This window comes from Streptomyces sp. NPDC043853, assembly GCF_056436025.1.
The window spans coordinates 427,118-442,679 of sequence record NZ_JBWKDJ010000004.1 but is presented as its reverse complement, the minus strand read 5'-3'; the positions used below and the strand labels follow the sequence as shown (position 1 = coordinate 442,679).

At 73.5% G+C, this 15,562-nt stretch carries 13 protein-coding genes; 10 read left to right on the top strand and 3 right to left on the bottom strand.

Annotated features, from left to right (window positions below):
• The first annotated feature begins 126 nt into the window (after positions 1–126).
• From AC067U_RS14200 to AC067U_RS14175, 6 genes are read left to right on the top strand one after another with little or no spacing between them, the layout of a single operon-like run.
• Positions 127–2,169, top strand: coding sequence for an acyclic terpene utilization AtuA family protein (locus AC067U_RS14200; RefSeq protein WP_478830119.1), 2,043 nt, complete (start codon positions 127–129; stop codon positions 2,167–2,169).
• Positions 2,166–3,764 carry an acyl-CoA carboxylase subunit beta gene (locus AC067U_RS14195; protein WP_478829938.1) on the top strand — a complete coding sequence of 533 codons (1,599 nt, stop codon included), beginning with the start codon at positions 2,166–2,168 and terminating at the stop codon, positions 3,762–3,764. The genes AC067U_RS14200 and AC067U_RS14195 overlap by 4 nt, the downstream gene beginning before the upstream one ends.
• An 8-nt stretch (positions 3,765–3,772) precedes the next feature.
• Positions 3,773–5,767 (top strand): acetyl/propionyl/methylcrotonyl-CoA carboxylase subunit alpha, encoded by a 1,995-nt coding sequence (locus tag AC067U_RS14190; protein WP_478829937.1) that lies wholly within the window; start codon positions 3,773–3,775, stop codon positions 5,765–5,767.
• Positions 5,764–6,960, top strand: coding sequence for an acyl-CoA dehydrogenase family protein (locus AC067U_RS14185; RefSeq protein WP_478829936.1), 1,197 nt, complete (start codon positions 5,764–5,766; stop codon positions 6,958–6,960). The genes AC067U_RS14190 and AC067U_RS14185 overlap by 4 nt, the downstream gene beginning before the upstream one ends.
• 56 nt (positions 6,961–7,016) lie before the next feature.
• Positions 7,017–7,754: an enoyl-CoA hydratase family protein gene (locus AC067U_RS14180; protein ID WP_478829935.1), complete on the top strand. Its 738-nt coding sequence runs from the start codon at positions 7,017–7,019 to the stop codon at positions 7,752–7,754.
• On the top strand, positions 7,742–8,374 hold the full coding sequence (locus AC067U_RS14175; RefSeq protein ID WP_478829934.1) for a TetR/AcrR family transcriptional regulator: 633 nt from the start codon (positions 7,742–7,744) through the stop codon (positions 8,372–8,374). Before AC067U_RS14180 ends, AC067U_RS14175 begins: the two co-directional genes overlap by 13 nt.
• A gap of 70 nt (positions 8,375–8,444) precedes the next feature.
• Here AC067U_RS14175 and AC067U_RS14170 read toward each other — a convergent pair whose 3' ends face one another.
• The gene (locus AC067U_RS14170) at positions 8,445–9,164 is read right to left on the bottom strand and encodes a helix-turn-helix domain-containing protein (RefSeq protein ID WP_478829933.1); all 720 of its coding nucleotides are present in this window, start codon (positions 9,162–9,164) and stop codon (positions 8,445–8,447) included.
• A gap of 246 nt (positions 9,165–9,410) precedes the next feature.
• On the opposite strand from AC067U_RS14170, the gene AC067U_RS14165 reads away from it, so the two are divergent.
• Complete coding sequence (locus AC067U_RS14165; RefSeq protein WP_478829932.1) at positions 9,411–10,082, top strand: DUF4097 family beta strand repeat-containing protein; 672 nt, start codon at positions 9,411–9,413, stop codon at positions 10,080–10,082.
• 50 nt (positions 10,083–10,132) lie between these two features.
• Positions 10,133–11,263, top strand: coding sequence for a serine hydrolase domain-containing protein (locus AC067U_RS14160; RefSeq protein ID WP_478829931.1), 1,131 nt, complete (start codon positions 10,133–10,135; stop codon positions 11,261–11,263).
• Between the two features lie 22 nt (positions 11,264–11,285).
• Here AC067U_RS14160 and AC067U_RS14155 read toward each other — a convergent pair whose 3' ends face one another.
• Both AC067U_RS14155 and AC067U_RS14150 read right to left on the bottom strand, forming a co-directional pair.
• Entirely contained in the window at positions 11,286–11,582 is a 297-nt protein-coding gene (locus AC067U_RS14155; RefSeq protein WP_478829930.1) for a hypothetical protein, read from the bottom strand.
• Positions 11,579–12,685 (bottom strand): citrate synthase 2, encoded by a 1,107-nt coding sequence (locus AC067U_RS14150; RefSeq protein WP_478829929.1) that lies wholly within the window; start codon positions 12,683–12,685, stop codon positions 11,579–11,581. The genes AC067U_RS14155 and AC067U_RS14150 overlap by 4 nt, the downstream gene beginning before the upstream one ends.
• A gap of 346 nt (positions 12,686–13,031) precedes the next feature.
• On the opposite strand from AC067U_RS14150, the gene pdxH reads away from it, so the two are divergent.
• On the top strand, positions 13,032–13,655 hold the full coding sequence (gene pdxH / locus AC067U_RS14145) for a pyridoxamine 5'-phosphate oxidase (protein WP_478830118.1): 624 nt from the start codon (positions 13,032–13,034) through the stop codon (positions 13,653–13,655).
• Positions 13,656–14,168: 513 nt separating this feature from the next.
• On the top strand, positions 14,169–15,479 hold the full coding sequence (locus tag AC067U_RS14140; RefSeq protein WP_478829928.1) for a PAS domain-containing protein: 1,311 nt from the start codon (positions 14,169–14,171) through the stop codon (positions 15,477–15,479).
• Positions 15,480–15,562 lie beyond the last annotated feature (83 nt).

Sequence of the window (15,562 nt, the reverse complement as noted above, 5' to 3'; positions counted from 1 at the left end):
CCCGGGGACCGTGACCCCGGCCCCGGGGACCGTGACCCCGGCCCCGGGGACCGCGACCCCGGCCCCGGGCGCCGGCCGCTCCGGATCGGCAATGCCTCCGGTTTCTACGGTGACCGGCTCTCGGCGATGCGCGAGATGCTGGCGGACGGGCCGCTGGACGTGCTCACCGGCGACTACCTCGCCGAGTTGACGATGCTGATCCTCGGCCGGGACCGCCTGAAGAACCCGGACGCCGGGTACGCCAAGACCTTCCTCCGCCAGCTGGAGGACTGCCTCGGCCTGGCGCACGAGCGCGGCGTACGGATCGTCACGAACGCGGGCGGGCTCAACCCGGCGGGCCTCGCCGCAGAAGTCCGCGCCCTGGCGGACAAGCTGGGGATCCCGCTGGCGGTGGCGCACGTGGAGGGCGACGACCTCATGCCGTACGGGGCCGGGGCCGGGGTGCTCACGGCCAACGCCTACCTGGGCGGCGCGGGGATCGCGGCCTGCCTGCGGGCGGGCGCCGACGTGGTGGTCACCGGCCGGGTCACGGACGCGGCGCTGGTGAGCGGGCCGGCGGCATGGTGGTTCGACTGGGCGGCGGACGACCACGACCGGCTGGCGGGGGCGGTGGTCGCGGGACACGTACTGGAGTGCGGCGCGCAGGCCACCGGCGGCAACTACTCCTTCTTCACCCGGCACGACGTGCGCCGGCCGGGGTTCCCCCTGGCGGAGATCGCCGAGGACGGCTCCTCGGTGATCACCAAACACCCGGGAACGGGCGGGGCGGTCACCACGGGCACGGTCACGGCACAACTCCTCTACGAGACCCAGGGAGCCCGGTACCTCGGCCCGGACGTCACGGCCCGGCTGGACACGGTCCGGCTGTCCCCGGACGGCCCCGACCGGGTCCGCGTCGACGGGGTCCGCGGTGACCCGCCGCCCGATTCGCTCAAGGTCGGGATCACACGGCTGGGCGGGTTCCGCAACGAGGTGGTGTTCGTCCTGACGGGGCTGGACATCGAGGCCAAGGCGGCGCTGGTGCGGGAGCAGCTGGCGGGGCCGCTGGCGGGGGTCGCGTCGGCGGAGTGGACGCTGGCCCGTACGGACCACGAGGACGCGGCGACGGAGGAGACGGCCAGCGCGATGCTCCGGCTGGTGGTGCGGGATCCGTCCGCCGAGTGGGTGGGGCGCGTCCTGACGTCCGCGGCGGTGGAACTGGCGCTGGCCGGCTACCCGGGCTTCCACGTGACGGCTCCGCCGGGGGCGGGGCAGCCGTACGGGATCTTCGAGAGCGGTGCCGTGCCGGCGGCTTCGGCGCGTCATGTCGCGGTGCTCCCGGACGGCACACGGGTCGCGGTCGTGCCGCCTGCCGCTGCACGGCTGGATTCCCCCACCCCGCCCCTTCCCACTGCGCTCGATCACGCGGCTCCGCCGCGTGAGTGGGCCGTGCCCCCGCCCCCCTCCGGGGGCTCCGCCCCCGAACCCCTTACGGGGCTGCGCCCCGAGCCCCCGGCGGCCTCCGCGGAGCCGGGGGATCGGGACAGCGGGGGCTTCGCCCCCACACCCCCACCGGGGCTGCGCCCCGACCCCCAGCCGGGGCTGCGCCCCGACCCCGCCGCGGGGCTCCGCCCCGCTCCCCGACCCGCTCCGGGGTCGGCAGCGGAGCCCCGGCAAGGGGGGCCGGGGGCGGAGCCCCCGGTTTCGGGAAGGGGCGGGGAGGGGGAAAGCCCCGCAGGGCACAGCAGCGCGCCGCACGCCCACGCCCCGCACGCCCAAGCCCCGCAGGGCCAGGCACGGAACACCCCCGCCCAAGCCCGGCAGGGCAAGGTCCCCCACACCCGCGCCCCCCTGGGCGCCATCGCCGGGGCCCGCAGCGGCGACAAGGGCGGGGACGCCAATGTCGGCGTGTGGGTGGAGAGCGACGAGGCGTACGCATGGCTCGCGGACACGCTCACCGCCGCCCGCTTCCAGGAGCTGCTGCCCGAGACCCGCGGGCTCGTCGTCACCCGGCACGCCCTCCCCAACCTCCGCGCGCTCAACTTCACCGTCGCCGGTCTCCTCGGCGCCGGCGTGGCCGCGGGCCACCGCTTCGACCCCCAGGCCAAGGCCCTCGGCGAATGGCTGCGGTCCCGCCACCTCGACATCCCCCGCCACCTGCTCGCCCGGACCCAGGAGGTCAGCGCATGACCCGGCTCGGCACCCGCGTCGACCCCGGCGACCCCGATCACCTCGCCCACCGCGAGGCCGCCCTCGGCCGCCTCGCCGAGCTCGACGCCGAGCACGCCAAGGCGCTCGCCGGCGGCGGTGAGAAGTACCGCGACCGCCACCGCGGCCGGGGCAAGCTCCTCGCCCGTGAGCGGGTGGAGCTGCTGCTGGACCCGGACACCCCCTTCCTGGAGCTGTCCCCGCTGGCCGCGTACGGCAGCGACCACCCCGTCGGCGCCTCCGTCGTCACCGGAATCGGCACCGTCGAGGGCGTGGAGTGCCTGGTCGTCGCCAACGACCCGACCGTGCGCGGCGGCGCCAGCAACCCCTGGACCCTGCGCAAGACCCTGCGCGCCAACGAGATCGCCCTCGCCAACCGGCTGCCGGTGATCAGCCTGGTCGAGTCCGGAGGTGCGGACCTGCCCTCCCAGAAGGAGATCTTCATCCCGGGCGGTGCGGTCTTCCGCGATCTGACCCGGCTGTCCGCCGCCGGGATCCCCACCGTGGCCGTGGTCTTCGGAAACTCCACCGCCGGTGGCGCGTACATCCCCGGCATGTCCGACCACACCGTGATGATCAAGGACCGTTCGAAGGTGTTCCTCGGCGGCCCGCCGCTGGTGAAGATGGCCACCGGCGAGGAGAGCGACGACGAGTCCCTCGGCGGCGCCGACATGCACGCCCGGACCTCCGGTCTCGCCGACTACCACGCCCTCGACGAGCAGGATGCGATCCGGCAGGCCCGCCGGATCGTCGCCCGCCTCAACCACCGCAAGGCGCAACCCGATCCGGCCCCCGCGCCGGAGCCGCTGTACGACGCGGAGGAGCTCCTCGGTATCGTCCCCGCGGACCTGAAGACCCCGTTCGATCCGCGCGAGGTCATCGCCCGGATCGTGGACACCTCGGACTTCGACGAGTTCAAGCCGCTCTACGGGCCGAGCCTGGTCACCGGCTGGGCCGCCCTGCACGGCTACCCCGTCGGGATCCTCGCCAACGCCCAGGGCGTGCTGTTCAGCGCCGAGTCGCAGAAGGCCGCGCAGTTCATCCAGCTCGCCAACCAGCGCGACATCCCGCTGCTCTTCCTCCACAACACGACCGGCTACATGGTCGGCAAGGAGTACGAGCAGGGCGGCATCATCAAGCACGGCTCGATGATGATCAACGCGGTGTCCAACTCCCGGGTGCCCCATCTGTCCCTGATCATCGGCGCCTCCTACGGCGCCGGGCACTACGGGATGTGCGGCCGCGCCTACGACCCCCGGTTCCTGTTCGCCTGGCCCAGCGCCAAGTCCGCCGTCATGGGCCCCCAGCAGCTCGCCGGGGTGCTGTCCATCGTGGCGCGGCAGTCGGCCGCCGCGAAGGGGCAGCCGTACGACGATGAGCAGGACGCGGGGATGCGCGCCTTCGTCGAGGCGCAGATCGAGTCGGAATCCCTGCCCATGTTCCTCTCCGGGCGGCTGTACGACGACGGGATCATCGACCCGCGCGACACCCGCACCGTCCTCGGCCTGTGCCTGTCGGCCGTCCACAACGCCCCCGTCGAGGGCGCCCGCGGCGGCTTCGGCGTCTTCCGGATGTGAGCCCGTCCATGACCACTGCAGAGAGCACCACCCCCACCCCCATCACCTCGCTGCTCGTCGCCAATCGCGGCGAGATCGCCGTACGGGTGTTCCGCACCGCCCGGGCCCTCGGGCTGGACACCGTCGCCGTCCACTCCGATCCCGACGCCGGGGCCCTGCACGTACGGGAGGCGGACGCGGCCGTCCGCCTGCCCGGCGCGGCCCCCGCCGACACCTACCTCCGGGGCGAACTGGTCGTCGCGGCCGCGCTCGCCGCCGGCGCCGACGCCGTCCACCCCGGCTACGGCTTCCTCTCCGAGAACGCAGGCTTCGCACGCGCCGTCACCGAGGCCGGCCTGGTCTGGGTCGGCCCGCCGCCGGAGGCCATCGAGGCCATGGCCTCCAAGACCCGCGCCAAGGAGCTGATGCGCGCCGCCGGGGTGCCGCTCCTCGAACCCGTCGACCCCGAGAAGGCCGGGCCGGCCGATCTGCCGCTGCTCCTCAAGGCCGCCGCGGGCGGCGGCGGGCGCGGCATGCGCGTCGTACGGGACCTGGACCGGCTGCCCGCCGAGCTGGACGCGGCCGCCGCCGAGGCCCGGTCCGCCTTCGGCGACGGGGAGGTGTTCGCCGAGCCGTACGTGGAACGCGGCCGCCACGTCGAGGTGCAGGTGCTCGCCGACGCGCACGGCACCGTCTGGGCGCTCGGCACCCGGGACTGCTCCCTGCAGCGCCGCCACCAGAAGGTCATCGAGGAGGCCCCGGCCCCGGCCCTGCCCGCCACCCTCCGCGAGACCCTGCGCGAGGCAGCCGTCGCGGCCGCCCGTGCCGTCTCCTACCGGGGCGCCGGCACCGTCGAGTTCCTGGTCACCGCGGACGGCCGCCCGTACTTCCTGGAGATGAACACCCGCCTCCAGGTGGAACACCCGGTCACCGAAGCGGTGTTCGGCGTCGACCTGGTCGAGCTGCAGCTGCGCGTGGCAGAGGGCCACGCCCTGCCCCCGCAGCCGCCCGCCCCGTCCGGTCACGCCGTGGAGGCCCGGCTGTATGCCGAGGACCCCGCCCGGGACTGGCGGCCGCAGACCGGAATCCTGCACACCCTCGCCGTGCCCGGCACCGTCCGCGTCGACACCGGGTACGCCGACGGCGACCCGGTCGGCGTGCACTACGACGCCATGCTCGCCAAGGTCGTCGCGCACGCCCCGACCCGCGCCGAAGCCCTTCGCGCCCTCGCCCACGCGCTGTCCCGGGCCAGGATCCACGGCCTCGTCACCAACCGCGAGCTCCTCGTCCGCAGCCTCCGGCACCCGGAGTTCGCCGCCGCCCGCCTCGACACCGGCTTCTACGACCGCCACCTCGCCGAACTCACCCGCACCGCGGACGCCGCGAAAGCCGAAGGACCGGCCGGCCCCGGCCTGGCCGCCGTGGCCGCCGCGCTCGCCGAGGCCGCACCCACCCCCGGAGCCCCGCTGGCCGCCCGGCTCGGCGGCTGGCGCAACCTCCGCTCGCAGCCCCAACTGCGCCGCTACCGGGCCGCGGACGGGACGGCGTACGAGGTCCGCTACGTCCAGACCCGGACCGGCCCGCCCGTCCTCGTCGACCATCCCGGTGTTCGAGTGTCCGCCGTCGGTCCGGACGCGGTCACCCTCGAAGTCGACGGCGTCCGGCGGGTGTTTCACGTGAAACGCAATTCGAACAACGGTGAGGGATCCGAGATCTACACCGACTCGGCCCTCGGTGCCCACACCCTCACCCCGCTGCCCCGTTTCGAGGAACCCGGGGACCACACCGAACCCGGCTCCCTGCTCGCCCCCATGCCCGGCACCGTCGTGCGCGTCGCCGAGGGCCTCGCCCCCGGCTCCGCCGTCACCGCCGGAACGCCCCTGGTCTGGCTGGAGGCCATGAAGATGGAGCACCGCATCCTCTCGCCCGCCACCGGCACGCTCACCGCGCTCCACGCCGTCCCCGGCCGGCAGGTCGAGGTCGGCGCCCTGCTCGCCGTCGTCCAGGAGGAACCGCAGTCATGAGCCCCACCAGCCCCACCAGCCCTGCCGGCCCTGCAGCTCACACTCTGGAATCCGAAGAGCACAAGGCCCTGCGCGCCGCCGTCGCCGCCCTCGGGCGGCGCTACGGGCGCGAATACCTGGCCCGCATCGCCCGGGAGGGCGGCCGCCCCGACGAGCTGTGGGCGGACGCCGCCAAGCTCGGCTACCTCGGGGTGAGCCTGCCCGAGCAGTACGGCGGCGGGGGCGGCGGCATCGCCGAACTCTCCCTCGTCCTGGAGGAACTCGGCGCGGCCGGCAGCCCGCTCCTGATGATGGTGGTGTCCCCCGCCATCTGCGGCACGGTCATCGCCCGCTTCGGCACCGAGGAGCAGAAGCGCACCTGGCTCCCCGGCCTCGCCGACGGCAGCCGCACCATGGCCTTCGGCATCACCGAACCCGACGCCGGCTCCAACTCGCACCGCATCACCACCACCGCCCGCCGGGACGGCGAGGACTGGATCCTCACCGGACGCAAGGTGTTCATCTCCGGTGTGGACCTCGCCGACGCCACACTGATCGTCGGCCGGACCGAGGACGCGCGAACCGGCCGGCTCAAGCCCTGCCTGTTCATCGTCCCGCGCGACGCCCCCGGCTTCACCCGGTCCGTGATCGACATGGAACTCCAGGCGGCCGAGAAGCAGTTCGAGCTGGTCCTGGACGAGGTACGGCTGCCCGCGGACGCGCTCGTCGGCGACGAGGACGCCGGACTGCTCCAGCTGTTCGCCGGACTCAACCCCGAACGCATCATGACCGCCGCCTTCGCGATCGGCATGGGCCGCTACGCGCTCGCCAAGGCCGTCGACTACGCGAAGACCCGCCAGGTCTGGAACGAGCCCATCGGCGCCCACCAGGCGATCGCGCACCCCCTCGCCCAGGCGCACATCGAGCTGGAACTCGCCCGGCTGATGATGCAGAAGGCGGCCCACCTGTACGACAGCGGCGACGACCTGGCCGCCGGAGAGGCCGCCAACATGGCCAAGTACGCTGCCGGAGAGGCCTGCGTACGGGCGGTGGACCAGGCGGTCCACACCCTGGGCGGCAACGGCCTCACCCGCGAGTACGGACTGGCCGCCCTGATCCCCGCCTCCCGGGTGGCCCGGATCGCCCCGGTCAGCCGCGAGATGATCCTCAACTTCGTCTCGCACCAGACCCTGGGCCTTCCCAAGTCGTACTAGGCCGCATCAGGCGGCACACCGCACCCGGCAGTACGCCGTACCGGAAAGGACGGGCCTTGAACCCGATCGTCGGATCCGCGCACGAACGCGGCGTCACCACGCTCACGCTGGACTCACCGGCCAACCGCAACGCGCTCTCCGCGGACCTCGTCGGCGAGCTGCGCGCGGCGCTGGCCGCGGCCGGCGCGGACCCGGCGGTCCGGGCGGTGGTCCTCACCCACGCCGGGGGCACCTTCTGCTCCGGCGCCGACCTCAAGTCCCCGTGCGACCCGGCCGACTTCCTGGCCCTCCTCGACCAGGTCACGGGCCTGCCGAAGCCGGTCGTCGCCCGCGTCACCGGACACGTCCGGGCGGGCGGCCTCGGCCTGCTCGGCGCCTGCGACATCGCCGCCGCGGGACCCGGCTCCACCTACGCCTTCACCGAGACCCACCTCGGGGTGGTGCCGGCCGTGATCTCCGCGCCGCTGCTGCCCCGGCTCGACCCGCGCGCCGCCGCCCGCTACTTCCTGACCGCCGAGCCCTTCGACTCCGCCGAGGCCACCCGGATCGGCCTGCTCACCCTGCACGCCCAGGACGTGGACGAAGCCCTCGCCCCCGTCCTGGAGGGGCTGCGCAAGGCCGGTCCGGAGGCCCTGGAAGCGACCAAGCGGCTGCTCGCCGCCCCGGTCCGGGCCGCTCTGGCCGAGGACGGCGAACGCCTCACGGCCCTGTCCGCGCACCACTTCGGCTCCGCCGAGGCCCGCGAGGGCATCACCGCCCGCTTCGAACGCCGGAGTCCGTCGTGGGCGCTTTGACCGAAGGGCCCAGGCAGGCCCGGACCGAGGAGCCCAAGCAGGCCCGCAGCCGCACCACCCGCCGCAGACTCCTCGAATCGGCGGTCTCCTGCCTGGCCGAACAGGGCTGGGCGGGCTCCACGGTCAGCGTGGTCGCCGAGCACGCGGGAGTTTCGCGCGGGGCCGCCCAGTACCACTTCCCCACCCGCGAGGACCTGTTCACCGCAGCCGTCGAGTACGTCGCCGAGGAACGCTCCGCCGCACTCCGCGGCCTGTTCCGGCCGGCCCCGGCCCCCCGCCCGGAGGTCGTGGCGGCCTTGGTCGACCTCTACACCGGCACCCTGTTCCGGGCCGCCCTCCAACTGTGGGTGGCCGCCTCGTACGAGGAACAACTGCGCCCTCGGGTCACCGAACTGGAGGCCCGCGTGGGCCGGGAGACCCACCGCATCGCGGTGGAGCTGCTCGGCGCCGACGAATCCGTGCCCGGGGTGCGGGAGACCGTCCAGGGGCTGCTGGACATGGCCCGCGGCCTGGGCCTGGCCAATGTCCTGACGGACGACACCGCCCGGCGCACCCGCGTGGTCGCCGAGTGGGCGCGGATCATCGATTCGGCCCTGGGCGACGGAGGGGCACCGGTCTAGGCCGGGGCCGGAGCCGGAGCCGGAGCCGGAACCGGAACCGGAACCGGTCCGGGGGTCCTTGACGGCCCGGCTATTCGGCCGGCGGCTTCGTGTGCAGGACTTCGCGGGCCTGGTCGGCGGCGCGGGCGATGCTCTCGGAGACGAAGGCTACGAAACGGGCGATGTTTTCGAGACGGGTGGCGGCCGGGGTACCGGGGAGGAGGACGCCGACGCCCGCCCGTGCGGTCTCGGCGAGATGGGCGGCGCCGCGGGCGCTGGCCATCATCGACTGGTACATGACGTCGTCGTCGACGACGTAGCGCTCGCGGCGTCGTTCGTCGCGTTCCCGGCGGACGAGGCCCTGACCGTCCAGGAACGCGATCGCCTTGGAGACGGACGCCGGGCTGACCTGCAGGCGCTGGACGAGTTCGGACGCGGTGAGGCTGCCCGCGTCGGTGGTGTAGAGGCAGGTCAGGACGCGGGCCATCATCTTGGGCGTGCCCGACTGTATGAGGACGGTGGTGAACAGCTCCTCGTACGCGCGCACCGCCTCGGGGTCGCGCCCGTGGGCGGGCGGAGGCGTCGTGGCGTCCCGGGGCGCGGCCTGCTTGCGGCGGCGGGCGCGGTGTTCGGTGGCCCGGTGGGCGAGTTCGGCGCGGTAGGCGGTAGGCCCGCCGTTGCGCATCACCTCGCGCGTGACGGTGGAGGTCGGGCGTTCCAGGCGCCGGGCGATCTCGGCGTAGGCGAGCCCGTCGGCGAGTCCCAGCGCGATCTGCCGGCGCTCGGGCTGGGTGAGTCTGCCTCCCGGCATCGTGGTCTCCTTCACGGTGTTGCACGGCCCCTGGCGTGTCCAGCATAGCGTTCGCCCTCATTTCATTGCAACGAGCGAAGAGGTTTCGTTGCGTTAGATCGCAGAACCGTTGCAATGATTACCCGTCATCTACCTGCACTGATACAGATTCTGCGCATCGAGCCTGTTGCTCGTACCGCGAACGCAACTTAGCTTTTCTCCTGTCGGAAACGCCGACGGCAAGCACCGAAGACCAGGAGAGACACCATGCAGAAGTTCGCCACCACCGCCGCCATCGCCGCCGTCCTGAACATCCCCGCCGGCCGCGTCCAGTTCATCGCCGCCGACCGCGCCGACGCCACCGTCGAGGTCCTCCCCGTCAGCAGCTCCAAGAGCGCGGACGTCAAGGCCGCCGAGCGCACCGAGGTCTCCTACGCCGACGGCGTCCTGCGCATCACCACCCCCGAGGCCGAGAACAAGATCCTCGGCCAGTCCGGAGCCGTCGAGATCACCGTCCAGCTCCCCACCGGCTCCCGCATCCAGGGCAGGACCGCCGCCGCCGAACTCCGCGGCGTGGGACGCCTGGGCGAGGTCGACTTCGAATCCGCCCAGGGCACCGTCACCCTCGACGAGACCTCCGGCGCCCGCCTCACCCTCCAGGCCGGCGACATCACCATCGGCCGCCTCACCGGCCCCGCCCAGATCAGCACCCAGAAGGGCGACCTGAACATCACCGAGGCCACCGCCGGCACCCTCACCCTGCGCACCGACCACGGCGACATCACCGTCGGCGCCCCCCGCACCACCTCCGCCACCCTCGACGCCGGCACCACCTACGGCCGCATCCACAACACCCTCACCAACACCCAGGGCCCCGACGCCGCACTCACCATCCACGCCACCACCGCCTACGGCAACATCACCGCCCGCAGCAACTGAACCCACCCCCAACACCACCCACCTCAAAGCCCCGAGAGAGGAAGACCACCATGAGCGAGTCCCTCCGCACCGCCGCGAACCACCCCGGGCAGGACCGCCCGGAGCTGCAGAAGGCCATCCAGGAGTTCGTCGATTCGGGTTTCGCCGGGATACAGATGCGTGTCCGTGACGAGCGGGGCGAGTGGGTCGGCAGCGCCGGGGTCCGCGAGCTGGGCGAGACCGCCGTGCCGCCGACGGACGGAAGTTTCTGGGTGGGCAGTTGCACCAAGACCTTCACCGCGACCCTGGTGCTGCAACTGGTGGCCGAGAACGCGGTAGGACTGGACGCCCCGGTGGCCGACCACCTGCCCGGGCTCGGGCTGGACCGGCGGATCACCGTACGGATGCTGCTGGGCCACACCAGCGGTGTGTTCAACTACACCGGCGAGTACTACGCCGACGGGACGGTCGTACCGGGCATCCCCGCCACCGGCAAGGAGTGGGTGGACAGCCGGTTCCGCGACTACCGGCCGGAGGAGCTGGTGAGGCTGGCGCTGGCCAAGCCGCCGCGGTTCGAGCCGGGGGCGGAATGGAGCTACTCGAACACCAACTACACGCTGGCGCAGTTGCTGATCGAGGCGGTCACCGGCCGCCCGTACGCCCAGGAGATGGAGCGCCGGATCCTGCGGCCGCTCGGCCTGCGCGGCACGGAAGTGCCGGGCACCCGGACGGAGCTCCCCGGCCCGCACGCCCACGGCTACTGCCGCTACGAGGACGCCGGTCAGTGGAAGGTGGCCGACGTCACCCGCCAGAACCTCTCCCTGCTGCCGGCCGCCGGCGACCTGATCTCCACCACCGCGGACCTCGGGACCTTCTTCTCCGCGCTGATGGGCGGCAAGCTCCTGCCGGCCCCACTGCTGGAGGAGATGCGCACGCCGGACCCCAGGAGCGGCGGCCTCGGCTACGCCCTCGGGCTGTTCGAGCAGGACCTGGGCCCGGAGTTCGGCGGCACCGTCCACCACCACAACGGCAGCGCGCCGGGCGGCTACGGGGCGCTGATGTACGGCACCCCCGACGGCAGCAGGACCCTGACCGCCTCACTGACCATGGGAGATGCCGACATCGACCCGGTGCAGGTGTTCCCGACGGCCTTGGACGCGCTGCTGAAGACGGTGTTCCGCGCCGGACGGGCAGCGGGCTGACCGGCCCGGCGCCGGACCCCGCTCAGCGGTAGACGTGGGTCACCACCAGGCCCGCGGCCGTCACCGCCGCCAGCCCGAGCAGGTCCACGCGGGCCCACGGCGGGCGGCCCGGGGCCGCCCCGGCCCCCTGGGTGCCACCCGCCCCCGGACTGCCCTTGACGAGGACCACACCGGCCCGTGGCCGGGACCGGCGCCACAGCGCGTGGAGCACGATCCCGACCAGCAGCAGGGCGAGGAGGTCCCAGAACAGGGCCCTCATGAGCACGGCGGCGGCCAGGTCGCCGAACCACCGGGCCGCCGCCCTCAGTGCACGGCTCACGCGCCGCCCACGATGTCGGCGTAGCCCTCGATGTCGCGCGGGTCACGGCGGCCCGGGCCGATGTAGCGGGCCGACGGGCGGACCAGACGGCCCGTCCGCTTCTGCTCCAGGATGTGCGCCGACCAGCCGGCCGTACGGGCGCAGGTGAACATCGAGGTGAACATGTGCGCCGGAACCTCGGCGAAGTCCAGCATGATGGCGGCCCAGAACTCCACGTTCGTCGCCAGCACCCGGTCGGGGCGCCGCGCGTGCAGCTCCTCCAGCGCGGCCTTCTCCAGCGCCGCGGCCACCTCGTAGCGGGGGGCGTCCAGTTCCTTGGCGGTACGGCGGAGCACCCGGGCGCGCGGGTCCTCGGCCCGGTACACCCGGTGCCCGAAGCCCATCAGGCGCTCGCCCTTGTCGAGGGTCTTCTTCACGTACGCCACCGCGTCACCGGTGCGCTCGATCTCCTCGATCATGCCGAGCACGCGGGACGGCGCACCACCGTGCAGCGGGCCCGACATGGCGCCGACGGCGCCCGACAGCGCGGCCGCCACGTCGGCGCCGGTGGAGGCGATCACGCGGGCCGTGAACGTCGAGGCGTTCATGCCGTGCTCGGCCGCCGACGTCCAGTACGCGTCCACCGCCTTCACGTGGCGCGGGTCCGGCTCGCCCCGCCAGCGGATCATGAACCGCTCGACCACCGACTCGGCCTTGTCGATCTCGCGCTGCGGCACCATGGGCAGGCCCTGCCCGCGAGCGGACTGGGCGACGTACGACAGCGCCATGACCGCGGCGCGCGCCAGGTTGTCCCGGGCCGTCTGCTCGTCGATGTCGAGCAGCGGTTTCAGACCCCACACCGGGGCGAGCATGGCCAGCGCCGACTGCACGTCCACGCGGATGTCACCGGAGTGGACCGGGATCGGGAACGGCTCGGCGGCGGGCAGTCCGGGGTTGAAGGCACCGTCGACCAGCAGGCCCCACACGTTCCCGAAGGACACGTGACCGACCAGGTCTTCGATGTCGACGCCCCGGTAGCGGAGCGACCCGCCTTCCTTGTCGGGTTCGGCGATCTCGGTCTCGAACGCGACGACCCCTTCGAGTCCGGGTACGAAATCGGACATCAGGCGGCTCCCTTATAGGTAGTGCGAACACGCGCGGCTCCCGGCGTGGTTCGCGGTCCGGCGCGGTCATCCCCGTTGATGCCCGGAAACGGCCGTCGGTCACCCACTCGGGTACCAGCGGACCGGCCCCAAGATTTTGGCGGCTCCCGATGGCCTGTGGAAGCGTGACATACGGCACACCCGCCTGGCCACCACGATGCCGCACGGCGATGTCCCGGCGGATGCACGGGGGATGCGCGGCGGATGCCCGGCGGATGTCCGGGCGGCCACGGCCGGGCCCGGAACGCCCGGAGACGCACTGGGGCAAGATGGCCGGGTGACCGACCAGGACCTTGATCCCGCCTCCATGCGCAAGCAGTACCGTTCGGAGATCGTCACCGAGGACAGTCTCGCGGCCGATCCGATGGACCAGTTCGCCCGCTGGTTCCAGGACGCGGCCGACGCGCACGTCTTTGAACCGAACGCGATGGTCGTCTCGACCGCGACGCCCGACGGCCGTCCCAGCTCGCGGACGGTGCTGCTGAAGCAGTTCGACGAGCGCGGCTTCGTCTTCTTCACCAACTACGGCTCCCGCAAGGCGCGGGAGATCGCCGAGAACCCGCACACCGCGCTGCTGTTCCCCTGGCACCCGATCGCCCGGCAGGTCGTGGTGACCGGCACCGCCGCGCGGGTCGGCCGGGACGAGACGGCGGCGTACTTCCGGTCCCGTCCGCACGGGTCCCAGCTGGGTGCCTGGGCCAGCGAGCAGTCGCGGGTCGTCACCTCTCGCGCCGAGCTGGACCGCAGGTACGCGGAGCTGGCCGCCCGCTACCCGGAGGGCGAGCAGGTGCCGGTGCCGACGGAGTGGGGCGGTTTCCGGGTCGTGCCGGAGATGCTGGAGTTCTGGCAGGGTCACGAGAACCGGCTCCACGACCGGCTGCGCTACGTCCGCGAGGACGGGGGCTGGCGCGTCGAGCGGCTCTGCCCCTGACCGGCACGGGCGCCCCGGAAACGCAGACGACCCGCGGGCTCGGAATCCTCTTCTGCAGTAAGAGGAGCCGGTCGGACGTACCGGCGAGCCCGCGGGTCGGGTGACTGCTAGGGATTGGGCCGGCGATCGAAGCCGGCACCGCACTGGGTGCGTGCGACGACGGGCGCTAGCCCGCAGTCACCTCACGCGTCCGGATTTCATACATTTCCGGGATCACCTCCTTTCAGTGTGCGGCCACTGTAGGCACGCCCCCGCGGCCGGTTCAACGGAATTAACGGGGGCACTCCGCAGCGTTCCCGGATCGCCACGGATCGCTTCCGCGAGGTCCGTGCGCACGGCCGACCGGGTGCGTCACGACCGGGGGCGGCGCAGGCGGCGCAGGCGGAGGCGGCCGGTCCGGGCGGTCCCAGGGATTTCCTCCGACGGAATCCCGGGAATGCGGTGTGGGCTGCGTCACGTTCCAGTTGAATGATCTGACGTGCCGCACACGCGAACACCTGCAGGGGGTGCCAGGTGAGTGCTTCCGGACGTGGTGAGACCACCGACGATCTTCTAGCCGCCTTGCTCGACGGCATGGACGCGGCGCTCTGCGCCTTCGACTCCGGAGGGGTGATCACCCACTGGAACCGCGAGGCGGAACGGATCCTGGGCTGGACCGCCGCCGAGGCGGTGGGCCGCCGCGGCTTCGCCGGCTGGGCGGTGCGGGAGGCCGACGCCCCCGACGTGGAGACCAGACTGATGTCCGCGCAGGACGCGCCGGGCCGCCAGGTGCACGAGTTCGCCCTGCTGACCAAGGACGGCGGACGGGTCCTCGTACGGACCCAGTCGGCCGGGGTGCCGGGCGCCGACGGCAAGCCGGCCGGGGTGTACTGCGCCTTCAGCGAGGTGCACGCGCAGATCGACCTGGAACGGTCCATCGCGCTCAGCGAGGCGCTCATGGACGACGCGTCCTGGGGGGTGGTGCTGATCGACGTGGACCTGCGCCCGGCCGTGGTGAACGCGCACGCCGCCCGGGCCTTCGGGACCGGCCGGACCGCGCTGTTGGGGCGGCCGCTGGGCGAGCTGCTCAACCAGGGCGCGGAGGAACTGGAAGGCGCGCTGCAGCACGTGCTGGCGGAGGGCGCGCCGCCCGCGCCGGTGGAGCTGTGGGTCTCCGTACGCGCCCCGGAGGGCGACCGGCGGCGCTGCTGGCGCTGCGGGTTCCTGCGGCTGGCCTCGCCGCTCGCGGAGGAGCCGGTGCCGCTCGGCGTGGGCTGGCTGTTCCAGGACATCACCGAGGCCCGGCAGGTCGAGCTGGACGCGGCGCAGCTGCGGTTCCGGTCCAATCAGTTGCACCGGTCGGGGCGGGCCGCGGCGGAGTGCGAGGACCCGGCGGAGGCGGCCGCGGTCCGGCTGGAGTTCGCGCTGGCCGGGTTCGCCGACCACGTGCTGGTGGACCTCGCGGTGGGGGAGCGGCTGGTACGGGCGGGCGAGGCGCCGTCCGGGACGCCCCTGCCGCTGCTGCCCGGACCCGGGGCGATCCCGCTGCGGTACGAGGAGGGCCACCCGGCGCTGCGGGCGCTGGACCGGATCGGCCCGGTGCGGGTGACCGCGCCGCGCGCCGATGGCGCGGCGCCGGCCTGGGCGGTGGCCCGGCACTGGCCGGAGGGCGTGGCGCACGCCCTGTGCACGGTGCTGCGGAGCCGGGGGCGCAGCCTGGGTGTGCTCACGTTCCTGCGCGGGCCGTCCCGTCCCGCCTTCGAACGCGCGGACGCCCTCTATGCCGAGGAGATCGCCTCCCGGGTGGCGGCCGACTTCGCCGCCGCGACCGCTACCGCGCCGTAGCCCCGGCAGAACCGGCACGGCGTACCGGGAGCGGGCGGCGCCGCGGGGTGCCGAAGGGCGCCGAGGGGTGCTGCGGGGCGCCG

Coding starts and splice junctions, on each gene's coding strand:
- AC067U_RS14165 (WP_478829932.1), top strand. CDS start 9,411: ATGCAGAAGTTCGCCACCACCGCCGCCATCGCCGCCGTCCTGAACATC.
- AC067U_RS14185 (WP_478829936.1), top strand. CDS start 5,764: ATGAGCCCCACCAGCCCCACCAGCCCTGCCGGCCCTGCAGCTCACACT.
- AC067U_RS14190 (WP_478829937.1), top strand. CDS start 3,773: ATGACCACTGCAGAGAGCACCACCCCCACCCCCATCACCTCGCTGCTC.
- AC067U_RS14160 (WP_478829931.1), top strand. CDS start 10,133: ATGAGCGAGTCCCTCCGCACCGCCGCGAACCACCCCGGGCAGGACCGC.
- pdxH (WP_478830118.1), top strand. CDS start 13,032: ATGCGCAAGCAGTACCGTTCGGAGATCGTCACCGAGGACAGTCTCGCG.
- AC067U_RS14200 (WP_478830119.1), top strand. CDS start 127: ATGCGCGAGATGCTGGCGGACGGGCCGCTGGACGTGCTCACCGGCGAC.
- AC067U_RS14170 (WP_478829933.1), bottom strand. CDS start 9,164: ATGCCGGGAGGCAGACTCACCCAGCCCGAGCGCCGGCAGATCGCGCTG.
- AC067U_RS14195 (WP_478829938.1), top strand. CDS start 2,166: ATGACCCGGCTCGGCACCCGCGTCGACCCCGGCGACCCCGATCACCTC.
- AC067U_RS14150 (WP_478829929.1), bottom strand. CDS start 12,685: ATGTCCGATTTCGTACCCGGACTCGAAGGGGTCGTCGCGTTCGAGACC.